Genomic DNA, 25732 nt, shown 5'->3' on the forward strand with positions numbered 1-25732 from the left:
CGCACCATGACCGCAGAGATGCTGCGCGCCCCCGCCGAGATCAAGTACGCCGAGGAGCTCGACTGGCTCGAATCGATCGACGACAGCCCGAAGCCGTACTCGTGGCGGTTGAGCCCGAAGATGGTGCGCCTGTTCATCCTCGGTTCCGAGCGCGCCGACGGCCTCGACCGGGAGGTCCCGCAGAAGTGGTTCGGTGACCGCAGCTTCGTCGAACGCAGCATCGTCACCCTGGCCTCCGACCGGGGGCTGCTGCTGATCGGTGACCCGGGCACCGGCAAGAGCTGGCTGGCCGAACTGCTCGCGGCCGCGATCTGCCGCAACTCGACCCTGGTGGTGCAGGGCACCGCCGGCACCACCGAGGACCACATCAAGTACTCGTGGAACGTGTCGATGGTCATCGCCAAGGGCCAGTCCCGGCAGTCGATGATCCCGTCGCCGATCATGACCGCGATGGAGCAGGGCGTCATCGGCCGGTTCGAGGAGCTGACCCGCTCCACCAGCGACGTGCAGGACGCGCTGATCTCGATCCTGTCCGAGAAGTACGTCTCCATTCCCGAACTGGACTCGGACAACATCGTCTTCGCGCAGCCCGGTTTCTCCATCATCGCCACCGCGAACAGCCGGGACCGGGGCGTCAACGATCTGTCGTCGGCGCTCAAGCGACGGTTCAACTTCGTCCGGATCCCGGTGATCACCAACCGGCGCAGCGAAGCGGAGATCGTCCGGTTCCGCACCACCGAGCTGCTGCGTCGCCACCAGATCGAGCTGGAGGTGCCACCGACCCTGCTGGACGTGTTGCTGCAGAGCTTCGCCGACCTGCGTAAGGCCGCCGCGTCGGCGACCAGCGACGACGAGAAGCTGGAGTCGGCGCTGTCCACCGCCGAGCAGATCGGTGTGCTGGAGGACGCGATCCTGCACAGCCAGTTCTTCGGTGACCGGACGCTGCGCGCCGAGACCCTGGCCAGCTCCATGGTCGGTTCGCTGGCCCGGCGCAGCCCGGAGGACCTGGCGATCCTGAACAAGTTCTGGCACGGGGTGATCGAGCCGCGCAGCAAGGCCGACGGTGGCGAGTGGCCGGCCTTCCTCGAAGGCGGCCGGCAGAGCATCGCGACCCTGTCATGAGCGAGCCCGTCATGAGCGAGCCCGTCACGGGTGCGCCGTCGGACAGCCGGTTCGGGGCGCTGCGGGAGCAGTTGGCGGACGCCGCGACGGCGTTCGCCGACTCGCCCGACGCGCTGACCGACATCCTCGCCGGCCTGGTCGACGACGTCGACCACGCGCTCGGCGAGGAGCTGGAAATCTTTCCGGTCTGCCATCACTCCCCGTCGTCGGCGCTGGCGATGGTCCGCCGGCTGCGCGACAAACAGCCCAAGGTGATCTATGTGGAGCTGTGCGAGGACCTGCAGCCGCTGCTGATCGAGCTCCGCAACTGCGAGCTGCCGGTGGCGTTGCAGGCCTTCGCCAGCGACCTGGACGGCTTCCCCGCCGGGGCCGGTCCGTTGAGCGTGATCGCGCCGATCACCGAGGCGTCCGCCGAGTACCAGGCGATCGCGTACGCGCTGGAGACGCCGGGGGTGGAGCTGCTGCTGGTGGACCGCTCCACCGACCACGTCTTCCAGTGGCAGTCCGACGACCGGACGGACCCGGCCGCCCCGGCGGACGGCGACGACGAACCGGCACGGCAGGACCAGCAGCAGGGCCAGAGTCAGCAGCAGGGCCAGGCAACCGGCGAGGACGACGAGAAGGCGCTGCACGGCGACGCCGTCGGTGTCGGCATCGGCGACCTGCGCCCCGGGTTCGCCGAGTTGGAGGCGTACCTGCTGCACCACGGCAAGGTGCGGCACTGGTCGGAGTGGTGGGACCAGTACGTCGAGCAGCCGCTGATCGGCGCCGACCACGACACGTACCGGCAGGTCATGGTCATGATCGGCAGCCTGTTCCGGCGGCTGCGGCCGAGCGACGCGGCGCGACTCGACCGCGACGAGGACCGGGAACGCTACATGTGGACCCGGATACGCGACCACCTCGCCGCCTACGGTGCCGACCCGGCCGACTGCCTGTACGTCTGCGGCGCGTTCCACGCCGCCAGCCGGGTCGAGCAGTTCGGCGTCCGGTCGACCGCGCCGTTCGAGATCACCGCGCCGACCGGCACCAAGTGGCGGTACGGGCTGATCCCGTCCAGCCACTCGGCGATCGAGGCACAGTTCGGGCTGGCCGGCGGCACGGTGTCGATCGCCGCCAGCACCTGGCGCAAGGCGCTGACCGGCAGCAAGGTCACCCCGTACCGGCTGGCCGGGCAGCAGGGTGGGCGCAAGAGTTCGGCCCGCAAGCCGAAGAAGGCGGCGCCGCCAGCGACCGACGGTACGGCGGCCGACGCTACGGGTGACGACCGACTCAGCGGCTTCCTGGCCGCCCCGGGCCGGCCCGGTGAGCTCGACGAGGCCGAGTTGCGCGGCTGGTCGGTCGACATCGTCCGGCTGGCCCGGCGCAACGGCTACCTGGCCAGCACCGCCGACGCGATCGCCATCTTCGAGACGGCGGTGCTGCTGGCCGGGATGCGCAACCGGCGCCGGCCCACCCCGTACGACTTCGCCGACGCCGCGGTCACCTGCATCGAGAAGGACGTGGTGCCGGGCCGGCGCGACGTACGCCGGCTCTGCGAGATCATGTTCGGCGGTGACCGGATCGGTCGGGTCGGCTACGACGCGATGCCGCCGCTGGCCCGGGACGTCTACGACCGGCTGGCACCCATCGGGTTGGACCCGAAGCGGCGTACCGTCCAGCGGGCGCTGCTGGACCTGCACGGCCAGCCGGAGCTGCGACCTTGCTCCGATCTGCTGTGGATGCTGCGACGGCTGCTGCCACCGGAGGTGGTCCGGCCGATCATGGGCGAGCGGCGGCTCGGCGAAAAGTCGGTCCAGGAGAGCTGGGACGTCGCGATCGGTCGCCACCAGCGGTCGATCATCGAGCTCGGCTACGAGGGCGTGACCATCGAGCAGGTGCTCGAGCAGCGGCTGCGCCGGGCGGCCTGGGATCCCCAGGCCACGGCGGCGCACGCCCTCGGCGCGGTGGAGGAGTCGCTGCTGTTCCTGCAGAACCGGCGGCTCACCGACGAGCTTGGCGCCCGTGCCGTGCAGTTACTCGCCGCCGAACGCACCGCCGACGGGGCACCGGAGGTGTTGCAGCGGATCCGGCAGCTGCTGGCGTACTACCGCACTAGCGGTGAGCCGGAGCTGCCGGCCTGGTGCCAGGACTTCGTCAGCACCGGGTACGCCCATTACTGCACCCTGCTGCCGACCGCGTTCGTCGACGACGAGACCGGGCTGCGGCAGGTGGCGGCGATGCTGGGCTTCCTGATGACCATGGAGAGCGTCGCCATGGCGTTGGGTTGCGACCGGACCCAGCTGGAGCTGGCGGTCCGCCAGTCTCATCCGGAGGCACCGGCGAAGATCGCGTTGCACTGGGCGGCGCAGTCCCAGCTCGGTCAGCTGCCGCTGGCCGAGCTGCGCGAGCGGTGCGCCGATCTGCTGGCCAGCCCGCTCACCGTCGGGACGTTCCCGCACTACCTGAGCGGGTTCGTGCAGGCGTTGGAGCCGGTGCCGACGTTGACACCGTTCGTGGTGGAGGTGCTGTCGGCGGCGTTCGGTCAGCTGCCCGACCCGGTGCTGCTGCCCTGGCTGCCGATGCTGATCACCACGCTGCGCGAGCAGGCCGGCGAGTTGGTGCCGATCCTGGTCCGAGAGGCCGGCCGAACCTTCCCGGCCTCGCTGCCGGCGCTGGACTCCTGGACCCCGCCCTGGGCCGCGGCCGCCCCAACCGCCACGCAGACCGGGATGCCCGGCGGCGGGACGGCGCCTGCGGCGGAGGCTGCCCGGTACGCGATGTCCGGGCCGGCACCGGAGCTGCTGGCCGAGTTCCCGTTGGCCGCCGTGGCGGTGGCGGACCTGCTGGACTGCGCCGCCGATCCGGTCGGTGGCGCAGTCGCCGCGCCACCGGCCGCCGGGGATCCGGCGGTGGCCGACCTGCTGGTGCGGTTCCCGGCCAGCGCCTCCGGGATCGCCGCCCACGTCGGACTGGTCCCCGCCGCCGGCTGACGGTGGTCCGGGGGCGCCGGTGCCGGCGGTGTACCGCCGGCACCGGCGAGGCGGGCCACTCGTACCCCTCGACATGCTAGGTTTGCCGCGTTGCAGTTGATTTCTTCATGCCGTCTGCCTGATCGCAGCCGGCAGCAGCCGGGCATTGGCAGATTCTGCCGGTCTCTCCGGACGGAGATTGATGAGTGCGGCAGCAGAGGTCCGCACGTCGCGGACCCGTCACCGGCTAGGAGCAGACATGGCAATCGGCACCGTGAAGTGGTTCAACGCTGACAAGGGTTTCGGCTTCATCACCCAGGACAGCGGAGAAGCTGACGTCTTTGCCCACTTCACCGCGATCGCGTCCAGCGGTTTCCGTACCCTCGAAGAGAACCAGCGGGTGGAGTTCGACGTCGAGCAGGGCCAGAAGGGCCTGCAGGCGGCCAACATCCGGGTGATCTGAGGTTGTCCCCGTCCCTCGGGACGCGACCGTCGACGGCGTCGTCCCAGGGCGGGCTGGCACCGGATCCCCTGCAACGGCAACTCTTCGACGACGCCGCCGGCGCCGACAGCGGCGGAGCGGACCAGCTCCGACTGACCAGGGTGCCGCTCGCGGCGGAGATCCAGCTGTTCCTCGCCGACGATCCGACCCTGCTCTGGGCCCGGTTGGAAGCCGCCGCCGGCCGGCGGCTACCGCCGCCGTACTGGGCTTCGGCGTGGGCCGGCGGCCAGGCACTGGCCCGCTACCTGCTCGACAACCCCGGCCTGGTCGCCGGGCGGCGGGTGCTCGATGTCGCCTCCGGCTCCGGGCTGGTCGCGATCGCGGCGGCGATGGCCGGTGGCGCGACGGTCACCGCCAACGACATCGATCCGTACGCCGCGACGGCGATAGCGCTCAACGCCGTGGTCAACGACGCCCGGCTCACCACCACCGTTGACGACCTGCTCGACGGCACCGTGACCGAGGTGGACCTGGTGCTGGCCGGCGACGCGTTGTACAACGCCGAACTCGCCACCCGGGTGCTGCCGTTCCTCAGCCGGCTCGCCGACCGGGGCGTGCAGGTGTTGGTGGGTGACCCGGGCAGGGGCCACTGCACCTTCGACCGGCTCGAACCGGTCGTCAGCTACCACCAGCTGAACGCAGGCGCTGCCGAGGACTCGTTGCTCGACCGTACCCAGGTACTGACCCTCCTGCCGCATCGCTGACTTGAAGTCAGCAAGTGAGCGCGGAAGCGGTGCAGGGCCGCCGCGTGGTCCCGGCGCGCCGGACGGCGCAACCGGGACCACGGCCAGCGGTCGCCGTACGGCTATCCGACCGGTACCGGCCCCGCGTTGCCGGGCAGCCGGGTGACGCTGGGTGGCAGCTGGGCCGCACCGGTGGACCGGCTCGCCGACGCGTCGGTCGGGCAGAGCGCGGTCAGCAGCAGTGTCTGCCAGGCGATGTCGACCGGGTGCGCGTCCGGGAACCCGACCTCGTAGTGGCTGAGGTTGATGCCGGTGGAGAGCTGGCGTGCGCCGTCCCGGCTGTGCAGCGAGATCGTCAGGTGGCCGAGCACCGCGCCGTCGTGCCCCCAGAACTCGCCGCACGGCAGCGGCGCCGAGTAGATACCGAGCCCGTAGCCGCCGAATTGCGGTGCGGACGGGTCGAACGGGACCGTGGTGAGCATCTCGTCGAGGGTGTCCGCGTCGAGCAGTTCACCGCCGAGCAGCGCCCGGTAGAACGTGTTCAGGTCGGCGGTGGTGGCGATCATCTCGCCGGCGGTCCACGCCCAGCTCATGTTGAACTCGCCGAGGTCCCGCACACCGTACGACGCGAAGTAGGCGCCACCGTGCGGGCCGCGGATCGTCGGGTCGACGCCGGGGAAGTAGGTGCCGGTCAGCCGCAGCGGCCGCAGGACACGCCGCTGCACCTCGGCAACGGGATCGTTGCCGGTGACCGCCTCGATCAGCAGTCCGGCGAGGATGTAGTTGGTGTTGGAGTAGCTGAACGCCGCGCCGGGCGCGTTGGTCGGCGGCATCGCCAGGCCCGTCGCAACCAGATCCGCCGGCGGGTACGTGGTGACCTGCATCTGGCTGATGGCGGCGTTCGAGGTGATCATGGCGTTGGTGTAGTTGCCGATGCCACTGGTGTGGTTGAGCAGCATCCGTACCGTGACCTGCTCGCCGACCTCGCCGGGCACCGTCTCGGGCAGCCACTGCCCGATCGGGTCGTCGAGCCCGAGCCGGCCTTCGTCAACCAGCAGGAGCACCGTGGTGGCGACGAACGTCTTGGTGATGCTGCCGATCCGGTGCCGCATCCACGGCTGCATCGGGCGGGGTTTGGTGGCGTACGCGTGGCCGGCGGCGGCCTGCCACTCGTGCCGGCCGTCGCGGACGGCGGCCAGGACGCCGGGTACGCCGGCTTCCGGCACGTCCTCGAGTACGGACTGCAGCTCGGCGCGGTCGATAGCGCCGCCGGACGAGCCGCCCGACGTGGATCCACCGGCGGACGGACCGGCGGACGGGCTGGGTCGTGCTGCGGCAGAAGCCGGCACGACGGCGATCGCCGCCACCAACGTCACGCTGGTGGCGGCGACCCGGAGTGTCCTGAAAAGGCTAGACATACTTACAGGTTGACGGCCTAACCGGTGTGACGCATCGTGCTCAGGTGCGAGAGCCGGCTCCCGCTGGCGGACGATCCGGCCTCCTGCCCGCCGTCGGTCGGCTGACCGTCCTACCCGGAACCCGCCAGCCGAAGCCGGCGGTGTTCACTCTGGAGCGCAGACGGTCACCGTTGCCCGCCGCCGTACGGTCAGCAGCAGCGCGACGCCGAGCGCCACCGCGACCGCACCGACGCCGACGACCGTTCCGACCGACGCGCCGGTGATCGGCAGTTCGTCGCCGTCCCCGGCCCCGCCGCCACCCGGTTCACCGTCCGGGTCGTCGCCCGCGCCGGTGAAGACGATGGCGACGGTGTTGTTCGACGGGTCGGACTCGGTCGACGGCCCGACGCTCTCGGCGACGATCGTCCCGTCCGTACCCGGCGTTGATTTGATCTTGAGTTGGAGGGTGTGGGTGATCCGCCCGCCGCCGGACGCGGTGGCCGGGAAGAGGCTCTCGAAGTTGCACCGCAGCGCCGGCGACTCGGGCAGCCGGGTGCCCGGCTCGCCCTCGGTGTGGCACCAGTCGGACGGCAGCAGGACGGTGCCCGACGGCGCGGTGACGGTCACACCCGGACCGCCGCCGTCGGACGGCCCGTTGTTGACGACGGTGAAGGTCAGGTCGACGGTCTCGCCCGGCGCACCGGTCACCGGCTCGGCCGTCACCGCGATGTCGAACGTGTTCGGCTTGGTGTGGACGGCGAAGTAGTCGACGTTGTCCTCAGTGTCAATCTCCTCGAGCAGCGCCGCCGCCGAACGGCCGGCCGACAACTGGGCCTTCGCCAGCGCCTCGTTGATCGACTTCCCGCTTGCCGTCGACGCCCGCATCGGCGACCCGCCGCCACCGCCGAGCCGCACCTCGAACGACCCACTCGTCTCACCCGGACCGGCCAGGTTGTTGCCGAAGTACAGGTCGAACAGCGACTCGCCCTGCTCGTCGACGAGGAACAGGGTCTCCCCCGGCGCCAGCGGGATGGTCAGTGCGCAGCTGACCCGACTCGGGCCGTACGCGTACCCCTCCGTCTTCGGGTCGTTCGGCCAGTAGGAGACGTAGTCACAGTCGGTGTACTGGTCGACGAAGCCGACTCCGGTCGGCAGGTCCAGCCCGATCGTGTAGCTGTCGGCGGTGCTGTCACCCTCGTTGAGCACTGCGGCGTACAGCGGGGCGGTGTCGCCCGGCCCGACCGGATCCGCTGCGCTGTTGATGTCGTCGACCATGGCGACCAGGTCGGGGCCGGAGGCCAGTACGGTCACCGGGATGGTCTCGGTGTTGTTGGCCGGGTTGGCGTCCTGCTCGGCCGAGCTGATGGTGACGGTCATGGTGCCGGCGTCACCCGGCGTGGCACCGGCCCGGCTGACCAGCCGCACCGGGTAGATGTGATCGGTCAATCCGGCGGCGAGGGCACCGTACGCGCAGCTGACGACCCGGTCGGCGATTTCGCAGCCGGGGTGGTAGCCCGCGGCCAGCTGCACCGCGTCGTCGACGCCGGTGGCGTCGACGACGATGGTCACGTCGCTCGCCGGCGCATCGCCGTAGTTGTAGACGTACATGCCGAGGGTGACGCCGGAGTTGTCCACCTCGGCGACCGGCTCCCGGTCGAACGAGACGAACAGGTCCGGCCCCGGGTTCTGGGCGGCGGCCGGAGCGGCCGCGGCAACGACGAGGGCACCGGCGAGCAGGGTGCCGGCTCCGAACCGGCGCCAGCCGGCTGCGTTCAGCATCATGATTCTCCTGTGGACGGGACAGGAGCCGGACTCTATCGACAGTCCACGAGGTCTGCCACCCCGATTCCGCCACCGGGACCAGATTGCGTCCGAGATTTCACCCGCGCTTCGAACTACTCCGCAGCTGCTCGAAGTCGGTGGTCAACGCGAACGGGTCGGCCACCCGTACCGGCTCCCGGCGGTGCATCTCGGCGGCCAGCTCCCGACCGGCCCGGGAGATTCGCCCGCGTAGCGCCCCGGCCTGGCCACCGCTGTCTGCGGCCTGGTCGCCGACCTTCTCCCCGGCCCAGTCCTCGGGGCCGGCGAAGACGGCGGTCGGCAGCACCACCGCACGCAGGTAGGCGAACATCGGCCGCAGGGCGTGCTCCAAGGTGAGCGAATGCCGGGCGGTGCCGCCGGTGGCACCGACCAGGACCGGCTTGTCGAGCAACGCACCCTCCGGCAGTACGTCGAAGAAGGCCTTGAACAGCCCGCTGTACGCGGCGTTGAACACCGGGCTGACCGCGACCAGTCCGTCGGCGGCCGCCACCGCGTCCAACGCCTGCTTCAACGCCGGTGCCGGGAAACCGGTCAGCGCGTTGTCGACCACCTCGTGGGCGTGGTCGCGTACCTCGATCACCGTCGTCTCCAGCTGCCCGCCGAGGCCGGCCAGCTCGTCGCGGACCGCCGCGGCGAGCTGGTCGGCGAGCAGCCGGCTGGTCGACGGCTGCCGTACGCCGGCGGTGACGACCGCCAGCCGACGGCGGCCGGTGCTCGTGGTCATCGCCGTCACACCGAAGCCGGCGCGGCCGAGTCCGCGTCAGCCGTACTGTCTGCTGTGCTGCCGTCCGCGGCGGCGACCAGGGAGGCGTGGGTGGGTGCGTCCGGCACGTGTACCGGCCGGCCCACCGCGAACTCGCGCCGCAGCACCGGCACGACCTCCTCGCCGAGCATGTCCAACTGCTCCAGCACCGTCTTCAACGGCAGACCGGCGTGATCGACCAGGAACAGCTGCCGCTGGTAGTCGCCGACGTACTCGCGGAAGGTCAGCGTACGGTCGATGACCTGCTGCGGGCTGCCGACGGTCAGCGGCGTCTGCGAGCTGAAGTCCTCCAACGACGGACCGTGCCCGTAGACTGGGGCGTTGTCGAAGTACGGCCGGAACTCGCGCACCGCGTCCTGCGAGTTGCGGCGCATGAACACCTGCCCGCCGAGGCCGACGATCGCCTGGTCGGCGGAGCCGTGGCCGTAGTGGGCGAAGCGCTCCCGGTAGAGCCCGACCATCCGCTGGGTGTGCTCCTTCGGCCAGAAGATGTGGTTGGCGAAGAAGCCGTCGCCGTAGTAGGCGGCCTGCTCGGCGACCTCCGGGCTGCGGATCGAGCCGTGCCAGACGAACGGCGGTACGCCGTCGAGCGGGCGCGGCGTCGAGGTGAAACTCTGCAGCGGGGTACGGAACTTGCCCTGCCAGTTGACGACGTCCTCGCGCCACAGCCGGCGCAGCAGGTCGTAGTTCTCGATGGTCAGCGGGATACCGTTGCGGATGTCCTGGCCGAACCACGGGTAGACGGGGCCGGTGTTGCCGCGCCCCATCATCAGGTCGACCCGGCCGTCGGCGAGGTGCTGCAGCATCGCGTAGTCCTCGGCGATCTTCACCGGGTCGTTGGTGGTGATCAGCGTGGTCGCGGTGGACAGCAGCAGCCGCTCGGTCTTCGCCGCGACGTAGCCGAGCATGGTGGTCGGCGACGACGGCACGAACGGCGGGTTGTGGTGCTCGCCGGTGGCGAAGACGTCCAGGCCGACCTCTTCGGCCTTGAGCGCGATGGCGACCATGGCCTTGATCCGCTCACGCTCGGTCGGCTCCCGACCGTTGGTCGGGTCGACGGTGACGTCACCGACGCTGAAGACGCCGAACTGCATGGTCTGCTCCTCCTCGCGGCGAGGGCCGGTTGGAATTCCCTCGGACTACCCGGCCAAACATAGTTGCTGCGTCAACTATTCCGCGAACGCGCCGTCGATGAGGTGGGCCTCCAGCGCCCGTAGGAACCGCTCGATGTCGTCGGTCGAGAAGTAGGTGGTGTCGGCGGTGAGTGCCAGCCCCAACCCGTCCGGGCGGTCGACGATCTCGATCCGGGTACGCCAGGTGAAGCGCTCGATCCGCTCGGCGAGCCGGAACGTGGTGCCGGCCGACGCGCCGCGTACCGCCGCCTCGTCGACGTCGCGGCCGAACAGGTCGCTGTCCGCCGACAGCCGGATGTCGTTGAGGTAGCAGTGCGGGTTCACCCCGGTCGCGTACGGCAGGCCGGCCGCGCCGAACGCGTCGCTGAGCGTCTGCGGGTCGTAGTAGGCGTGCCGGTACCCGTCGAGCGCCGCCCGCCACACCCGGGGCAGCAGGTACGCCATCCGACGGTCACCGCTCAGGTCGACCGGCACCAGGGCCAACTGGTTCAGCTTGGCGATCGCCTCCGGGTAGCCGTCCAGCATCCGGTTGTTGACCATCGTGTGCATGCCGACCAGGTCGTTGCCGGAGCATTCGCCGACCACCAGCGCCGCCGCCGCGAGCAGCACCGTCGAGGTGGTCGTCCGATGCCGTACGGCGAGCATCCTGGTCGCGGTGTCCGCCGCCGCCGAGGTCAGGACACCCCGCCGGAAACGCGGGATGGCCGGCTCCCGCTGCGGCATCCGGGTGTCGCGCGACAGCCGGCGGGTCACCTCCACCCAGTACGCCGCCGCCCGCGCCGACCGCCGCCGGTGGCTCTCCCGCTGCTCCAGGTCGGCGACGTCCGCCGACTGCAGACCGGGTGCGTTGTCGATCCGGCCCCGGGCCAGCAGCAGCCGCAGGTCGCGCAGCACCAGCTCGGCCGACCGGAAGTCGACCGTGGTGTGGCTGAACACCACCACCACCTGATGCGGTACGCCGTCGCGGGTCACCACCGCGACGCGCTGCGGCCAGTCGTCGGCGTGCGCGAACGGCTCCGCCGCCAGCTCGTCGGCGACCCGCTGTGCGACCGCCACCGGATCCGCCGATCCGGCCGGCACCACCAGCACCGGCAGCTCGCCGCGGTCGGCGACCAGTTGACGAGGCTCGTCGCCGGCCAGCTCCAACCGGGTACGTAAGGCGGTGTGCCGCACCATCAGGGCGGCGATCGCCGCGTACACCCGCTCCGGGTCGGAGCGTGCCCGGCGGGGCACGGCGACGTGCCGTTTCAGGGCGAACATGGTCTGGCTGGTGCCGTGCCGCCGGAGTGCCATCCACAGTGCCCGCTGGCCCCAGGTGATCGGGGCGGTGCGCGCCGGATCCGGCGCGACGAACGACACCGTACGCCGGCCCACGGTCGACAGTTCGGTCACCACGTCGACCAGTATCAGTGAATGTGCTGTCGCCCGACAGGGTCGAGCAAGCGCTTTCCCTCGACCGATCGGCCGATGATCTCCACCTGGGCGGTAGTCTCCGGCAGGTGCCCCACCACACGCGCGCGCCCCACCAAATCCGGGACCGGATCCGGCTGCTCTTCGTCAACACCCAGGAACGCGCCGCACTGACCGCCCTCGGCCTCACCGGCTATCCGCAGTGGATCGCCGCCGCCACCGGACTGGATCGGGCGCAGATCATCACCATCGACGTCGCCGACGGTCAGCCACTGCCCGACACCATCGAGGCCGACGCGGTCATCGGCGGCGGATCCGGACACTCCGCATACGAGAAGCTGCCGTGGATCACCCGGACCAAGGAGTTCTTCCGCGCCGCCGCTGCGGCCGGCGTACCCGAGCTGCACATCTGCTGGTCGCATCAGGCCCGCGCCGAGTCGGTCGGCGGGCGGGCGGCGATCGGCGGGCACGGCCGCCGGTTCGGCATCGACACGGTACGGCTCACCCCGGCCGGCCGGCGCGACCCGTTGTTCGCCGGGCTGCCCGACGAGTTCGACCTGTTCACCTCGCACGTCGACGTGGTCGAGCAGGTGCCGGTGCGCGCCGCCGAGGGGGCGGTCGTCGAGTTGGCGTACAGCCGGGTCTACCGCAACGAGGCGCTGGCCATCGGCCCGACCGTACGGACGATCCAGGCCCACCCCGAGATCACCGCGAGCATCATTTCGGCGCTGGCCCGCAGCCGACGCGGAGCTTTGGTACGCGAAGGCCGGATCGGCCCGGACGACGCCGACCTCGACGCCTTCACCGCCACCCTGTACGCCCGTGAGGCGCAGATCGTCGCGACCTCGCGGCGGCTGATGGCCAACTGGCTGCGGTACCACGTCCACCCGGGCATCCGGCCCGACACCGCTCCGACCGGTACGCCGTCCACCGATGCTGGTGTCGGTGTCGCCGCTGGTGCTGGTGCTGGTGGCGGGGTGCCGGCGGCGGTCGGTGGTGTGTTGTGAGCGCCGTCCTGCCTGCGGCACGCAGCAGCGCCGAAGCACGCCTCTACGTCGAGCTGCATCCGTGCGGCTGCGCTGAAACGCAGTTCGAGCCGCAAGTCGAGGTGGTCGCGCTCGCCGATGGCGACCTGGCCACCCGCTACCAGGGCAGCTGCGCCGGCTGTGGCACCGCACGCGAGTTCCTGTTCCGGCTGCCCGCCGAGCCGGTGCACCCGCCGGCCGGCGCTACCTTCTCGTACGGCGGCCCGGAGCCGTCGCGACTCATCGACCCCGGCGAGTGGCTTGCCGTCGCCGACCGGTACGCCGCCCTGGTCCCCGCCGACTTCGCCACCGCCGCCCCTGCCCCGGTCGACGCTGCTGCCGCCGGCCCGGGTGCCGCTGCCGATTCGGGCGCTGTTGATCCGGATGCTGCCGACCCGTTGCGGCGGCGTGCGGCGGCCGCCCTGTCTCGGGCCGTCGCCGCGCTCGACGAGGTGCTCAAGTTCATCCCGGCCGACGCCGACGAGGTGCCGCCCGACACCGTCACCAGCGAGGTCGGGCAGCGGATGCGACGCCGCGAACCGGGCCGGTTCCGCCGCGACCGTCTCACCGCCCTCCGCGACACCTACACCGCCCTCCTACCGGGAAACGACGCCAGCCAGGGGTAGCAATGATCAATTACCGACGCTGGTGCGACATCCGCGCGGCCCATGTCGAGCGAGCCGGGGCGAACAGGCCGTCGAGGCCGGCAAACAGGAACTGGCCGCCGCAGTAAACTGGCCCGATCGAGAGGCCACCGTGACCAGATCGGGGCATAGAGACGAGTCGCTGGACGAGACGGCATACCTGGTGGCCAGCCCCGCCAACGCCCGCCGGCTGAACGAGGCTGTTGAGGAACTGCACGGTGGCGGCCGGTAGGACCGCCAGTGGGTTACAACAGCTACGCATGCTGGCCCGACATCCACTCCACCCACGTCCAGCGCGCCGCGAGAACGCGTGAACAGGACCTACGCACTTCTTCGTCACACCTCAACTCGTGATCCGGCCGGCCGGAACCGACTCCGGCTCTGTCCCTGCGAGGCCAGCACGGTTGCTGCGCAGCCGAAGTCCGGAACGCATAGTTCCTGATCAGCACGCCGAAGTCTTCGAATCGCCAGGTCGTCGATCATCGGACCGGCCTGTGCCGAAGTCGGCACAGGCTAGTAGGGCAGCCGTACTTCGTGACCTGACCGGTGCGGTGGGGTGTGGACGGACAGGATGTGCGGCGACGGAGACGGCCACCGCATGATCGTCCGGTGTTGTGTGGACAACGAAGGATCACGAGGTGGCCGCAGCGGCCATGGTAGAGGCCGGTCGGGTCGAGGAGAACCTCGCCACGCTGATGGGAGACCTCGGTACGTGTTTCGCCCGGGTCGAACCACGACGGCAGGCCGGCAAGTACGTCCGTGGCCTGATCGCCGACCTGCCCCGCAAGAACTGCTGGACCCTCGCCGAACACGCCGGGGACCCCACCCCCGACCGGACGCAACGGCTACTCGAACGCGCGGTCTGGGACACCGACAAGGCGATGGGCGTGGTCCGTGACTTCGCCGTGGCACGCCTGGCCGACCCGGACGGCGACAACACGCTGATCTTCGACGAGAGCGGGGTGGAGAAGACCGGCACCGGCACGTGCGGCGTGACCCGCCAGTACGTGGGCTGCGCGGGAAAGGTCACCAACGCCGTCAACCTGGTCAACGCCACCTACGCCACCCGCGCCGGCCACGCCCTGGTCGGCTCCCGCCTGTGGATCCCCGCCGCCGACCTCGACGACGACGCCCGCCGCGCCGCCACCGGCGTCCCCGCCGACACCGAGTTCGCGACCAAACCCCGACTCGCCACCGACCTGCTCACCGAGACACTCGACGCCGGCGTACCCGTGCGGTGGTGCACCGCCGACGCCGTCTACGGCCGGGACCGGCGGCTACGCGACACCTGCGAGACCCGGGGAATCGGCTACAGCCTCGGCGTGCCGTGTCCGTTCCGGATCACCCTGCCCGGCTGGAAGACGAAGATCCGCGCCGACACGGCGGCCGCGACCCTGACCACCGACACCGCCTGGCAGACCATGTCCTGCGGGCCGGGTTCCAAAGGCGACCGCTGGTACGCGTGGGCGTGGATCGCCACCGCCGGCCCCCGCCACTACCTGCTCGTGCGCCGGAGCCTGGCTGACCCCGACGACCTCGCGTACTTCTACTGCTGGATACCGGAGCGTCTTCCGGCGACCCTGACCGCGTTGGTGAGGGTGACCGGCCGGCGGTGGACGATCGAGGAGGACCACGGCTTCGGCAAGGACCACTTCGGGTTCGACCAGTTCCTCCAACCGCCTCCACACCCCGATCATGCGGCACATCGTGCTGGTCATGGCCGCGCTCGCCGTCTGCGCGGTCACCGCCGCCGACGCCGCGGCCGGGACCACGCCACCACCCCGACCCACCCACCCCAGCGAACCACCACCGGCCGACCTCGGACTCGCCCGGCTGACCGTGGTCGAGATCAAACGGTTGTACAACCTCGCGACCAGAGCCTGGCACAGCCTCGAACACCATCTCCGCTGGTCCTGGTGGCGCCGCCGCCATCAAGCCCGCGCCCGCTGGTACCACTACCGATCCAGACTCACATGATCAAGTCACGAAGTACGGCTGCCCTACTAGGGCAGGAAGATCACCAGTTTGAGTCCGCGTACTTGATCGACTTTCCAGGCCAGCCGCAACAGCACACCCGAACCGAGGGGATCGCGTGATGCCACATTTATGTTGATTGATGTACACTTGGCCTTGCCTGGGTAAATTTTGGTCTACAGGCATACACGCCTTGATGACCTCCTGATGCTGCACCCGAAATGATCACGGCAACGGGAACGGGGGATTGCTGATGACGAGTGATGCGAGCGTGGTGGAGTTTGAGGCATTCGTCCGGGTGATACGGCGCTGGCTGCGCCGGGAGGCCTACGACATCTGCGGCGACTGGCACGAAGCCGACGATCTCGTCCAAGTGGCGCTCTGGAACGTGTACCAACGCTGGGACCGACTGGAGCGGCGCGCAGAGCTCGGGGCGTACGCCCGGCGCGCCATGGTCCGTAGTTTCCTGACCGAACGTCGTCGGTCGCGCTGGCAGCGCGAGGTCCCCTTATCCGTGGCGGCGGATGCCGTCCAGGCTATGGATTCACACACCTCAGTTGACGACCGCTCGATACTGCTGCCCGCGTTACGACGCCTGGGCTCCCGTCAGCGCACCGTCGTGACGCTGCGCTTCTTTCGCGACCTCAGCGTAGAACAGACTGCGCGAGCGTTGGGGTGCGCGCCGGGAACCGTCACCAGCCAGACGGTGCGAGCCCTCGAGACGCTGCGTCACCATCTGCAGAATCGGCCTCCGCCCCATGCAGCATGCACCGCCTGCGGCCACGTGTACTCAGCAACACCCTCAAGGCACTACAGGGGAGGAACCTGTCGATGAGGATGCAATGCAAGGCCGTCGCCGTCGCTGCAGTCGTCTTGGCGGCTCCGATGCTGATGACGGGAACAGCACAGGCTGTACCTGCCGTCGGAGAGAAGGTCTGGAGCCCGATCCTGATCTCCGCTGAGCCGTTGTACGACGGCTCGGCCGTTCGCCTGCGCTACACGGAGGGCATCACTATCGTATCGTCCGCTGGCGCGAAGGTGATCTTCGATGGCCCTGGGGCCTCGATCACCACGGCCGACGGCCGGCACGTCTATGACCGTGCCGTGCAGGTTATCGACCCGCATGGCCTTGGCAGATCATCGACTGCAGACGCCGCCGCCTACTCAGCTGCCGGTCGCAGCGTCTATGCTGACGCGATTGCCGCCGGCTTCAGCCCGACCGAAGCCCGGCGGCAGGCGCATCGGGGCAACAGCTCCATCGCGATGAACGAGCCGCCGATCGTGAGTTCCGGTTGCGTCTACAGCGAGACTTCCTACCCTGACCCCGACTTTGAATGGTCCGGCTGCTACAAGCTGTACGACGTGGACGCGTCGGATCTCAATGCTTGGTACGGCGCAGGCTCCGGTTCGGCGCACGGCTGGGGTACCGGTGTGCTTGGCGGTGGTAAGGAACTCCAGAAAGGGTACAGCCAGGTTACCTGGTCAGGTAGCGGCGCCGAGATCATCGAGGCATCCCCGTCGGCCAACCAATCCGGGAACAACTGTGCCAGCTTCGCCATCGGCCTGTCCCATATCATCTCGCTCTCATACCAGGTGCCGCTCTGCGACGACGGCTGGGATGTGACGTGGAACCAAACACTCCATAAGGTGGAGTGGCATGGCGCAAGCACAGGTGGCCAGAACGACAGCCGCAGCGCGTCGGGCGCCAGCACTGTCCGACTCCCATGGAGCACACCCATCGTGTACATGAACTATCGGATCGGCTGGACATACGCCTGCTTCTGCTGATCGCCCACCACGTCCCCGTGGCGGTCATCGGCCGCCACGGGGACATCGAGCCGGAGATCTCTCAGACATGCGCAATACTGTCGGCATGCGCGCCCGCATCATCCTGACCGTCGTAGCCGGGCTACTCGCTGTGCAAGGCTGCGCTGACGCTACTCCCGCCCCTGAGACGCCCCCGCCGGCCCCGACCGTCGGACAGCCCGTGGTGTTGGATGCCCGCGTACCGGGTTGGGAGACCGCCGCCTGGCTCGCCGAAGACGCGTTCTGCGTGCGCGTCGCCCGCGTCGACGGTAAGCGCAGGGAGGGCAAGGAAAACGAGTTCGCCTTCTGTGATCCGGCACCGGAGGCTCTTGACACTGTGGGTCCACCACTGCTGCCCACCAAGCCGATGCCGTACGTCGCCCCACTTGACCCGCAGCAGCGGGAGATTATCCTGGTCGGGCCTGTACGCGGTGCCGTGACCAGCGTATCCGTGACCATGTTCGGCCAGACCGCCACGGCCGCCGTACACCAACTCCCCGCCACTCGAAATCGCCAGATCGGCGCTTACGCGGTCTGGCTTCCTCGCAACGGGGGTGAGCGCGACGGGATGGACCTCTCCGACATCACCGCCGTCGTCGGCTACGACGCCGACGGCAACGTCGTGACCCAGCTGGACTGACGCCGACGCGGGAGCGCTGGCCTACTTGCGCTTCCCGTGTTTCGATGGCTCCGAGTGGTCCAGGAGCGCGACGATTTCGAGCAGCTCGGCCCGGTGTCGCGTCAGCTCGGCGGCGGTGACGCCGAGTTCGTAGTGGTGGTGGTGTCCGGCTCGGGACAGGGCCCACCACAGGTAGCTGGCCCGGCCCGCCAGCTGTGGCCCGGCGTAGTGGGCGAGCAGGAGCAGCTTCGGCCGCTGCACCCGGGTCTGGCCGATCGTCGGACAGACCCGGGCCCAGTAACGGTCCATGGCCGCCTCAAGCTCGTGCCGCAGCAGCCAGGCACATGCCCGGGGCCAGGCACCTCGGGCGCCGCGGATCACGCTGGTCAGCATCCGGTCGGCGGTGGCGAGGTAGACGGACTGGTTCATCGCAACCGCCTCACCAGCGCCGTGGTGTTGTCAACCATCGTCCCGATGGACATCTCGCTCGGTGCCCCGTGGACGGCGGCCGCGACTGCTTTGACTGTCCGGGTCGACTTCCGCCCGTACTCCCGGTCGAGGCGCGCGAACAGGTCCTGCCGGGGCACGACACCGCCGAAGAGCCCGAGGCTGAGCACGTCCTTGACGCCGTGCGCGTCGCCGAGCCGCTCCTGGATCCGCTGATACGGCGTACCGGCCCGGTGCTGTGCGAGCCGGTAGCGGTCCATGCTGACCGCCTCGATCGCTGACCGGCAGTACCCAGCCACCATGATGTCCTTCACCTCATTCGGGATGTCCGCTTTGACGATTGCGCGTGCGTCGTCGAGGTACCGGTCGGCGGGGTCGCATGCCCGCCGTACCTCGACAATGGAGCCTTCGCGGCGGGTGACTTCGCGGATGTCGGCCTCGACGTCGAGCCGCCGCAGCGCTTCCGGTAGCCGGTCGTCGTGGGTGAACACGACGACCTGTCGGGTCAGGGCGACCTCGCGGAGCACCTCGGCGAGACCGTCGATCTTGGCGGGGTCCATGCTCTGCACTGGGTCGTCGATGATCACGAACCGGTACGGGCTGGCGTCGGCGCAGGCCCGGGGCAGAAACACCGCCAGTCCGAGGGCGTGCAACTCGCCCTGGCTCATCACCCCCAGCGCGTCGGTCTCGACCCCGTCGACGGCGACCGGGAAACGGACCTTGCGGCTGGTGTTGTTGCCGTCCATCCGCAGCTGGTGCAGCTCGACGTTGCTTTCGTGGCGCAGCTGCCGCCACACCCGGTCCGACTGCGCGGCGTAGCTGCCCAGCCGTTCGGCGCGGATCGCCTTGGCGGCCACGCCGAGTTCGTCGCGGGCCTTGTTGAGCAGCCCGAGGGTTGCCGCCTCGGCCCGGACCAGCGTGGCGGCGTCGACCCAGCGGCGGATCGCGGCACCGGGCTCACGCCAGGCGTCGTGCCGCTGGGTGAGCCAGTCGGTCGCGGCCGCCGCGAGGCTGGCATGGGCGGCGTCGAGGGCGTCCCAGGTGGCCGGGTCGTGGCCGAGCCCGGCCAGTGCGTCGCGCATCGCGGCGCACTGTGCCGGCAGGTGGGCGGCGAGCTCGTCGGCGACCGGGTCGAGCCACTTGTGGACGTCGCCGAGCAGCGTATCGGCCGTACGGCGAGCCTTCGCGTACTCGTCCTGGGCTACGCTGGCGGCTGCGGCGACGGCCGCCAGCCGCGCCACCTCCGACTCTGCCTCCTGCCGCCAGCCGTGGTCGAGGGTCCCTTGCCGGCAGACCGGGCAGGGCCGGTCGCCGCCGTCGCGGTGCATCTCCAGGGCGCCGCGCAGCAGTTCGGCGGCCCGGTGGGCCATGCCGCTGTCGGTGGCGGCTGCTTCCTTCGCGGCCCAGTGCTCCTCGACCAGGGTGACGAGGATGTGTCGACCGTCGGGCAGCTTCTCTTCGGTGAGCCGCCGGGCTGCGGCGGCGGCTACCGCTTCCGAGGCGGCGACCTCGTCGCTGGCCAGCGCGCCCAGCCCGGTCAGGTCGGCCCGCCCGGCCCGCGTTCCGAGGGCGAGCAGGGCGTCCCGGGCGCGTTCGTCGTCGACCTGTGCGAGCTGGGCACGGAGCTGGGCGAAGTCGGCCTTGAGCGCTTTGGCGCGGTCATCGTAGAGCTTCCGTTCGCGCTGCAGGCGGGCGTCGGCGGCGGCCAGCGGGGCGAGGCCGAGGATCGGTGCGATGGCGTCGTACAGCTCGGTGGGCCTGGCGGTGATGACGCGTTCGAGGTCCCGCGCGGAGAGGAACGGCCGGTACCGGTCGGCCTGGCTGATCCACTCCGGCAGCTGACCGGGGGACATCGCGGCGTCGCCCTGGGTCGTCGTGACGGTGGCGGAGGCCAGGTCGGTGGTGCCTGCCGGCCAGGTGCGGTTGATTGTCACTGGTTCGCCGGTGTCCAGCCGCATCGTGAGGCGGATCTCGGGTGCGCCGTGGTGGTGCAGGTTGCGCCAGCCGTCGCGGAAGGCCTGCGGTCGCTGCGCCCAGCGTAGGGAGTCCTCGGTGAGCGTGAACTCGACTGCTTCGGCGAAGCTGGACTTGCCGGAGCCGTTGCGGCCGATGAACACGGTCAGCCCGGTCTTGGGCACGAGCCCGACCGTGGCGGGCTGGCCGACGCCGCGGAAGCCGGCGATCCGGATCTCTTCCAGGAAGGCCTGCGGGCGGCCGCCGTCGACCTCCCCCGCTTCGGGCTGTACGGGCAGGGCGTCGCCCCGCACGACGGCGTCGAGTGGCTCGTCGCCCTGGAACGCGGCGAGGACCAGGCCGTTCACCTTGTCTGGCACCTCGCGCTGCTGAAGCCGGTCGGCGAGCTCCTGGTAGAGCGTGAGCGTGTCGTTCATCAGACCCCCTGATGTCGTTGGTCCATCAAGGAGACCGCACCCGGAGGCCTTAGCATGTGCAAGTGGCTGTTATCCCGGGATAACAAGCATTGCACCGTGTCAAAACATGAGAGACTCATACAGTTGGCACCGCAGCCGAGGAGGTGAAGCCATGGAGCAGACGGCGGTGATGTCGCAGCGCGAAATCGCGCAGCTGGCGCGGGTCAGCAAGCCCGCGATCATGAACTGGCGCCGCCGGCACCCGGGCTTCCCGGCACCCGTCTCCGGCAGCGACGAGCAGCCGCTCTTCCCCGCCGACGCGGTCCTCGCCTGGCTGCTGCACACCGGGCTCGGCAACGCCGACCCGGAGACGCTGCGCGCCGAGCAGACGCTGCACACGCTGACGGCGTACGCCCGACAACACGGCGGCCGACGCATGGTTGCTGTCCTCAGCGCCGCGCTGTGCCTGCGCCACCTCGCCGGCCGGGAGTTGCCCGCCGACCCGCTGCCGCTGGCCCGCCGCCTCGACCCCGACGACGAGTTTCTGCTGCGTGAGCTGGCCGACGCGGCCGAGCCTGCCGAGTTGCCCCAGCTGGTCGAGCAGCTGATCGAGGGCGCGTACGACGCCGGGCACGCCTGCCGGCTCCTGATCGGCTCCGCCAACCGTTTCGGCTGGCCGGAGCTGACGACGGACGCGCTCACTCCGCAGCTGATCTCGCTGATCCGTCAGGTCGCCGACATGCCGGGCAGGTCGCGCAGCAGCGGCAACGGCGCCGTCACCATCGCCGACGGCAACGCCGGCACCGGTGACCTGCTGACGGCGTTCCTGAGCGACGACGACGAGGACCGCGATCACCTGCGGCTCGTCGCGTCCGTTGCCGACGAGGAGCTCGTCCGCCTGGTGCGCCGGCAGTTGCTGCTGGCGCGGCTGGACGAGTTCCAGTTCGACGTGACCGCCGACGGGTTGCGCGAGGAGTTCGCCGACCCGGATCTCATCGTCACCCGGCTCCCCTACCGGCCCGCCGAGACCCGCGACGCGCTCGCCGACCTCGACTCCGTCGAGGCGATCGCCGATCTGCTCGGTCCGGGCCGCACAGCGATCGTCGTCGGCCCCGCCAGCAGTCTCGTCGACGAGCTGCGGGCCGGGGCGGCGGTGATGCGCCGCACGGCGTTGTTGAGCAGTGGCATGGTCGAGGCGGTCGTACGGCTGCCCGGCGGCGTCTACCCGGCCCGGCCCGGCTATCCGGCCGCGATGTGGGTGCTGACCCGCGATCCGGTCCCCACCGTCAAGGGGCGGCTGCTGCTAGCCGACCTCAGCGGTGTCACGTTCGACCAACGCACTGTCGACGCCGCCGCCGAGGACATCACCCTGTGGCGTACCGAGGGTTACCGCAGCGACGGCCACGACCCACGGACCGGCCGGATCGTCGCGCTGGAGAGCCTCGACCTGCGTCGGGGTGCGGCGCTGCGGCTGCCGGGTCCGGCGTCGGTCACCCTGCGGGCCCGGCTGGCCGCCGACCGGCCGGCGCTGATCGGCGAGGTCGAGCGCCGTCTCTCCGACGAGGAGCAGACCTTCATCCAGTACGCGGAGGAGCACGGCCCGCTGGTCACCGGCGCGGCCCAACGTGACGGCAGCCGGCCGAAGGAGCTGTCCCTCGACGCGCTACGGAGGGCTCGCCGGGTCCGTCAGCTCGCCGGGCACCGGCTGTCGCCGGAGCACATCGGACGGCGGGGCCACCACCGGGTGCTCGGCCCGGCGGAGGTGCTCGCCGGGTCGTCGACCCGGTGGCTGGACCGGCTCACCCTCGCTGCGGAGTATCCGCAGGTGGCGCTCACCGAGCCGGGTGATCTGGTGGTAACCACCACCCCCCGGTTCGGGGTCATGGTGGACGACGACGGCTTCTCGGTGATCGAGCACCCGGCCGCCGGCCTGCGGGTCGCCGCCGGCGATCCGCTCACCCCGCGCGTCCTGGCGGCGCTGCTGGGCACGGCCCGCAACACCACCCGCAGCCCGGGGGCGGTGCGCGGCCCACGGCTGGGCGACGCCACGATCCCCGACCTGGCCGCCGACGAGATCGCCCGCTTGGATGACGTGCTGCGCCGATTGGCCGAGCGTGAACGCCTCCTGCGGCGGCAGGCAAGTCTTTTGGCCGAGGTACGCGAACTCGCCGTGACCGGCTTCGCCGACGGCACCCTGACGACTCTGTACGGTACGAACTTCTGACCGAGAGAACGGAACACACAGTGCCCCCACGCAAGCGTGCCACCGGGCAGGGCGAACTGCCCGGCATGTCCAGCACCAAGCAAATCCAGGACATTCTGTGGAAGGCAGCCGACAAGCTGCGCGGATCGATGGACGCCGCGCAGTACAAGGAGTTCGTCCTCGGCCTGGTCTTCCTCAAGTACGTGTCGGATGCGTTCGCCGAGCGTCGTGACCAGATCGCGGAGAGCCTGGCCGACATCCCGGAGAGCCGGCGCGCAGCTTTCCTCGACGACCGTGACGAGTACACCAGCGCAAACGTCTTCTGGGTGCCGGAGAACGCCCGCTGGGACTACCTGGTGGAAAACGCGCCGTCTGGGGTCGGCAAGCTGCTCGACGACGCCATGGATGCGATCATGCGGGAGAACCGGGCGTTGACCGGCGTACTGCCGAAGATCTTCAACCGGGACAACGTCGACCAGAAGCGGTTGAAGGAGCTGGTCGACCTGATCAGCGACGCCCGCTTCACCGGCCACGGCGAGCGCAAGGCGCAGGACGTGCTCGGCGAGGTCTACGAGTATTTCCTGGAGCGGTTCGCCCGAGCCGAAGGTAAGCGGGCCGGCGAGTTCTACACCCCGTCGAGTGTGGTCCGGGTCCTCGTCGAGGTGTTGGAGCCCTATGAGGGCCGGGTCTACGACCCGTGCTGCGGCTCGGGCGGCATGTTCGTGCAGTCGAAGAAGTTCGTCGAGGCCCGCGCCGGCCGCGACCACACCCACGACATCGCCATCTACGGCCAGGAGGCGAACGAGCGCACCTGGCGGCTGTCGAAGATGAACCTCGCCATCCACGGCATGGACCCGGTCGGCACCGGTGACCGGTGGGCCGACACGTTCGCCGACGACAAGCACCCGGACATGCGGGCCGATTTCATCATGGCCAACCCGCCGTTCAACATGAGCGACTGGGCCCGCCGCGAATCCGACCCGCGGTGGCGTTACGGGGTGCCGCCGCAGAGCAACGCCAACTACGCCTGGCTGCAGCACATCGCCTACAAGCTCGGCGACCGGGGCAGCGCCGGCATCGTCCTGGCGAACGGCTCGATGTCGTCGAAGCAGTCCGGCGAGGGCGAGATCCGCCGCGCGATGGTCGACGCTGGCCTGGTGGCCTGCATGGTCGCCCTGCCGCCGAACCTGTTCCGCACCACCGCGATCCCCGCCTGCCTGTGGTTCCTCACCAAGGACAAGACCCCGCAGGGGGCGAAGGCGCTGGCCGACCGGCGCGGCGAGATCCTTTTCATCGACGCCCGCGCGCTCGGCACCATGGTCGACCGCACCGAGCGTGTCCTCACCGACGACGACATCGCCAAGATCGCCGACACCTACCACGCCTGGCGCGGCACCAGGTCGGCCAAGACCAAGGACCAGAAGTACGAGGACGTGCCCGGCTTCTGCTACTCGGCAACCGTCGACGAGGTAGCCGCCCACGACTACATCCTGACCCCAGGGCGTTACGTCGGGGCGGCCGAGGTCGAAGAGGACCCGGACGCCGAACCACTCGCCGACCGCATCGAACGCCTGACCAAAGAGTTGTACGCCCACTTCGACGAGTCCACCCGCCTCGAAGCCGTCGTCCGCACCCAACTCGGGAGGCTCGATGTCTGACTGGCCAGTACGGACGCTGGAAGAGTTGTGCACTCGAATTACCGTGGGCCACGTTGGCTCGATGGCTCACGAGTATATACCGAACGGAGTTCCTTTCCTTCGCTCCCAGAACATCCGGAGAGGGTCTTTAGACCTCTCGTCCGTTAAGTACATCAGCAAGGAATTCCATCAACGACTGACCAAGTCGGCGTTACTCGCTGGCGACTTGGCGATCGTACGCACCGGCGAACCGGGGGCAACTGCACTCATCCCCGACGGCATTGGTGAAATGAACTGCTCCGATATCGTCATCGCACGTCCAGGAAGTGACGTTGACGGTCAATTTCTTTGTTATGCAATAAATGCAACAGCGCAGCGCTTCATCGACGCTCACACAGTTGGCGCGGTTCAGCAGCACTTCAACGTATCTTCGGCGAAGAAGTTGTCCTTAGCCGTCCCTCCACTCACAGTTCAGCGATCAATCGCAGATACGCTAAGCGCACTGGATGACAAGATTGCGGTCAACGACCGCATCGCCACATGCTCGTTGGCGCTCGCCGACGCTCACTTCAGCGAGGCAGTCGCCGGAGTCGCCGTTGGGCCGGAAACCTTCAACTCTGTTGCCCAGGTAGGCGGGGGCGGGACGCCAAGCACCAAAGCGCCGGAGTACTGGGACGGAAACATTGCCTGGACGACACCGTCGGACGTGACTGCACTCAGGTCACCATATCTTTTTGATACGAATCGAAAGATCACGACCGAGGGCCTTGACAACTGCGCATCGCCCCTCTATCCAGCCGGCTCTATTTTCATGACGTCACGGGCAACAATCGGAGCGTTTGCAATCCCACAGGTCCCTGCGGCCGTAAACCAGGGATTCATTGTGGTAGTAGCACCCGACAAACCTATCGCAATGTGGCTGTTTCATGAGATGCGAGACCGCGTTGACGAGATGCGCAGCTTGGCGAACGGGTCAACGTTCCTCGAACTCAGTCGGAAAAACTTCAAGGCCATGAGCATCCGAATGCCAGGTCCCGCCAAGGTAGCCAAGTTTGCCGAAATAGCTATCCCGCTGCATCAGAAGGCTGCTGCCGTCTCAGCGGAAAACGCAACACTGCTGGCGTTGAGAGACACGTTGTTGCCAGAGTTGATGTCGGGGCGGTTGCGGGTCAAGGACGCCGAAAAGGTCGTCGAAGAAGCGGTTTAGGCAAAACGAGACTCTGGGG

The 25732-nt window shown here is 69.5% G+C and carries 20 protein-coding genes and 1 pseudogene; 14 read left to right on the forward strand and 7 right to left on the reverse strand.

Going from position 1 to position 25732, the window contains the following annotated elements; genetic code table 11:
- The first annotated feature begins 6 nt into the window (after positions 1-6).
- The 4 genes from O7621_RS03730 (at position 7) to O7621_RS03745 (ending at position 5279) form a co-directional block, all read left to right on the forward strand.
- Positions 7-1122 carry an AAA family ATPase gene (locus tag O7621_RS03730; protein ID WP_281552650.1) on the forward strand — a complete coding sequence of 372 codons (1116 nt, stop codon included), beginning with the start codon at positions 7-9 and terminating at the stop codon, positions 1120-1122.
- An 11-nt stretch (positions 1123-1133) separates the two neighbouring features.
- Positions 1134-4094: a DUF5682 family protein gene (locus O7621_RS03735; protein ID WP_282232733.1), complete on the forward strand. Its 2961-nt coding sequence runs from the start codon at positions 1134-1136 to the stop codon at positions 4092-4094.
- Positions 4095-4332: 238 nt separating this feature from the next.
- Positions 4333-4536: a cold-shock protein gene (locus O7621_RS03740; RefSeq protein ID WP_123604240.1), complete on the forward strand. Its 204-nt coding sequence runs from the start codon at positions 4333-4335 to the stop codon at positions 4534-4536.
- A gap of 53 nt (positions 4537-4589) precedes the next feature.
- Positions 4590-5279, forward strand: coding sequence for a 50S ribosomal protein L11 methyltransferase (locus tag O7621_RS03745; protein WP_348775307.1), 690 nt, complete (start codon positions 4590-4592; stop codon positions 5277-5279).
- Between the two features lie 101 nt (positions 5280-5380).
- Here the strand turns inward: O7621_RS03745 and O7621_RS03750 are convergent, their stop codons facing one another.
- The 5 genes from O7621_RS03750 to O7621_RS03770 form a co-directional block, all read right to left on the reverse strand.
- Entirely contained in the window at positions 5381-6505 is a 1125-nt protein-coding gene (locus tag O7621_RS03750; RefSeq protein ID WP_282234445.1) for a serine hydrolase domain-containing protein, read from the reverse strand.
- Between the two features lie 315 nt (positions 6506-6820).
- Complete coding sequence (locus O7621_RS03755) at positions 6821-8437, reverse strand: peptidase (protein ID WP_282232735.1); 1617 nt, start codon at positions 8435-8437, stop codon at positions 6821-6823.
- Between the two features lie 97 nt (positions 8438-8534).
- The gene (locus tag O7621_RS03760; RefSeq protein ID WP_282232736.1) at positions 8535-9200 is read right to left on the reverse strand and encodes an FMN reductase; all 666 of its coding nucleotides are present in this window, start codon (positions 9198-9200) and stop codon (positions 8535-8537) included.
- Positions 9201-9205: 5 nt separating this feature from the next.
- Positions 9206-10333, reverse strand: a complete 1128-nt coding sequence (locus tag O7621_RS03765) for an LLM class flavin-dependent oxidoreductase (RefSeq protein ID WP_282232737.1) — start codon at positions 10331-10333, stop codon at positions 9206-9208.
- Positions 10334-10408: 75 nt separating this feature from the next.
- Positions 10409-11767 (reverse strand): condensation domain-containing protein, encoded by a 1359-nt coding sequence (locus tag O7621_RS03770; protein ID WP_282232738.1) that lies wholly within the window; start codon positions 11765-11767, stop codon positions 10409-10411.
- A gap of 104 nt (positions 11768-11871) precedes the next feature.
- Between O7621_RS03770 and O7621_RS03775 the strand changes: the two genes are divergently transcribed.
- The 7 genes and pseudogenes from O7621_RS03775 (at position 11872) to O7621_RS03800 (ending at position 17871) form a co-directional block, all read left to right on the forward strand.
- Positions 11872-12789: a type 1 glutamine amidotransferase gene (locus tag O7621_RS03775; RefSeq protein WP_282232739.1), complete on the forward strand. Its 918-nt coding sequence runs from the start codon at positions 11872-11874 to the stop codon at positions 12787-12789.
- Positions 12786-13433, forward strand: coding sequence for a hypothetical protein (locus O7621_RS03780; protein WP_282232740.1), 648 nt, complete (start codon positions 12786-12788; stop codon positions 13431-13433). The genes O7621_RS03775 and O7621_RS03780 overlap by 4 nt, the downstream gene beginning before the upstream one ends.
- Positions 13434-13587: 154 nt before the next feature.
- Positions 13588-13683, forward strand: a pseudogene (locus tag O7621_RS29145) (type II toxin-antitoxin system prevent-host-death family antitoxin); the annotation flags it as partial.
- A gap of 406 nt (positions 13684-14089) precedes the next feature.
- Positions 14090-15547, forward strand: a complete 1458-nt coding sequence (locus O7621_RS03785) for an IS701 family transposase (RefSeq protein WP_282232741.1) — start codon at positions 14090-14092, stop codon at positions 15545-15547.
- A gap of 131 nt (positions 15548-15678) precedes the next feature.
- The gene (locus tag O7621_RS03790; RefSeq protein ID WP_282232742.1) at positions 15679-16260 is read left to right on the forward strand and encodes a SigE family RNA polymerase sigma factor; all 582 of its coding nucleotides are present in this window, start codon (positions 15679-15681) and stop codon (positions 16258-16260) included.
- Positions 16257-17213, forward strand: coding sequence for a hypothetical protein (locus O7621_RS03795; RefSeq protein ID WP_282232743.1), 957 nt, complete (start codon positions 16257-16259; stop codon positions 17211-17213). Before O7621_RS03790 ends, O7621_RS03795 begins: the two co-directional genes overlap by 4 nt.
- An 85-nt stretch (positions 17214-17298) precedes the next feature.
- Positions 17299-17871, forward strand: coding sequence for a hypothetical protein (locus O7621_RS03800; RefSeq protein WP_282232744.1), 573 nt, complete (start codon positions 17299-17301; stop codon positions 17869-17871).
- A gap of 21 nt (positions 17872-17892) precedes the next feature.
- Here O7621_RS03800 and O7621_RS03805 read toward each other — a convergent pair whose 3' ends face one another.
- A complete protein-coding gene (locus tag O7621_RS03805; protein WP_282232745.1) occupies positions 17893-18279 on the reverse strand; it encodes a hypothetical protein in 387 nt (128 codons plus the stop codon).
- Positions 18276-20687 (reverse strand): AAA family ATPase, encoded by a 2412-nt coding sequence (locus tag O7621_RS03810; RefSeq protein WP_282232746.1) that lies wholly within the window; start codon positions 20685-20687, stop codon positions 18276-18278. Before O7621_RS03810 ends, O7621_RS03805 begins: the two co-directional genes overlap by 4 nt.
- Before the next feature lie 151 nt (positions 20688-20838).
- On the opposite strand from O7621_RS03810, the gene O7621_RS03815 reads away from it, so the two are divergent.
- From O7621_RS03815 to O7621_RS03825, 3 genes are read left to right on the forward strand one after another with little or no spacing between them, the layout of a single operon-like run.
- A complete protein-coding gene (locus tag O7621_RS03815; protein ID WP_282232747.1) occupies positions 20839-22890 on the forward strand; it encodes an SAM-dependent DNA methyltransferase in 2052 nt (683 codons plus the stop codon).
- A 20-nt stretch (positions 22891-22910) separates the two neighbouring features.
- Positions 22911-24527, forward strand: coding sequence for a class I SAM-dependent DNA methyltransferase (locus O7621_RS03820; protein WP_282232748.1), 1617 nt, complete (start codon positions 22911-22913; stop codon positions 24525-24527).
- Positions 24520-25713: a restriction endonuclease subunit S gene (locus tag O7621_RS03825; RefSeq protein WP_282232749.1), complete on the forward strand. Its 1194-nt coding sequence runs from the start codon at positions 24520-24522 to the stop codon at positions 25711-25713. The genes O7621_RS03820 and O7621_RS03825 overlap by 8 nt, the downstream gene beginning before the upstream one ends.
- Positions 25714-25732 lie beyond the last annotated feature (19 nt).

The organism is Solwaraspora sp. WMMD937, assembly GCF_029581175.1.
In the GTDB taxonomy this organism is placed as follows: Bacteria; Actinomycetota; Actinomycetes; order Mycobacteriales; family Micromonosporaceae; genus Micromonospora_E.

What these genes read in the sequence shown, in the direction of transcription:
- O7621_RS03730 (WP_281552650.1), top strand. Translation starts at nt 7, where the DNA reads ATGACCGCAGAGATGCTGCGCGCCCCCGCCGAGATCAAGTACGCCGAG.
- O7621_RS03735 (WP_282232733.1), top strand. Translation starts at nt 1,134, where the DNA reads ATGAGCGAGCCCGTCACGGGTGCGCCGTCGGACAGCCGGTTCGGGGCG.
- O7621_RS03740 (WP_123604240.1), top strand. Translation starts at nt 4,333, where the DNA reads ATGGCAATCGGCACCGTGAAGTGGTTCAACGCTGACAAGGGTTTCGGC.
- O7621_RS03755 (WP_282232735.1), bottom strand. Translation starts at nt 8,437, where the DNA reads ATGATGCTGAACGCAGCCGGCTGGCGCCGGTTCGGAGCCGGCACCCTG.
- O7621_RS03760 (WP_282232736.1), bottom strand. Translation starts at nt 9,200, where the DNA reads ATGACCACGAGCACCGGCCGCCGTCGGCTGGCGGTCGTCACCGCCGGC.
- O7621_RS03765 (WP_282232737.1), bottom strand. Translation starts at nt 10,333, where the DNA reads ATGCAGTTCGGCGTCTTCAGCGTCGGTGACGTCACCGTCGACCCGACC.
- O7621_RS03790 (WP_282232742.1), top strand. Translation starts at nt 15,679, where the DNA reads ATGACGAGTGATGCGAGCGTGGTGGAGTTTGAGGCATTCGTCCGGGTG.
- O7621_RS03795 (WP_282232743.1), top strand. Translation starts at nt 16,257, where the DNA reads ATGAGGATGCAATGCAAGGCCGTCGCCGTCGCTGCAGTCGTCTTGGCG.
- O7621_RS03800 (WP_282232744.1), top strand. Translation starts at nt 17,299, where the DNA reads ATGCGCGCCCGCATCATCCTGACCGTCGTAGCCGGGCTACTCGCTGTG.
- O7621_RS03805 (WP_282232745.1), bottom strand. Translation starts at nt 18,279, where the DNA reads ATGAACCAGTCCGTCTACCTCGCCACCGCCGACCGGATGCTGACCAGC.
- O7621_RS03810 (WP_282232746.1), bottom strand. Translation starts at nt 20,687, where the DNA reads ATGAACGACACGCTCACGCTCTACCAGGAGCTCGCCGACCGGCTTCAG.
- O7621_RS03815 (WP_282232747.1), top strand. Translation starts at nt 20,839, where the DNA reads ATGGAGCAGACGGCGGTGATGTCGCAGCGCGAAATCGCGCAGCTGGCG.
- O7621_RS03825 (WP_282232749.1), top strand. Translation starts at nt 24,520, where the DNA reads ATGTCTGACTGGCCAGTACGGACGCTGGAAGAGTTGTGCACTCGAATT.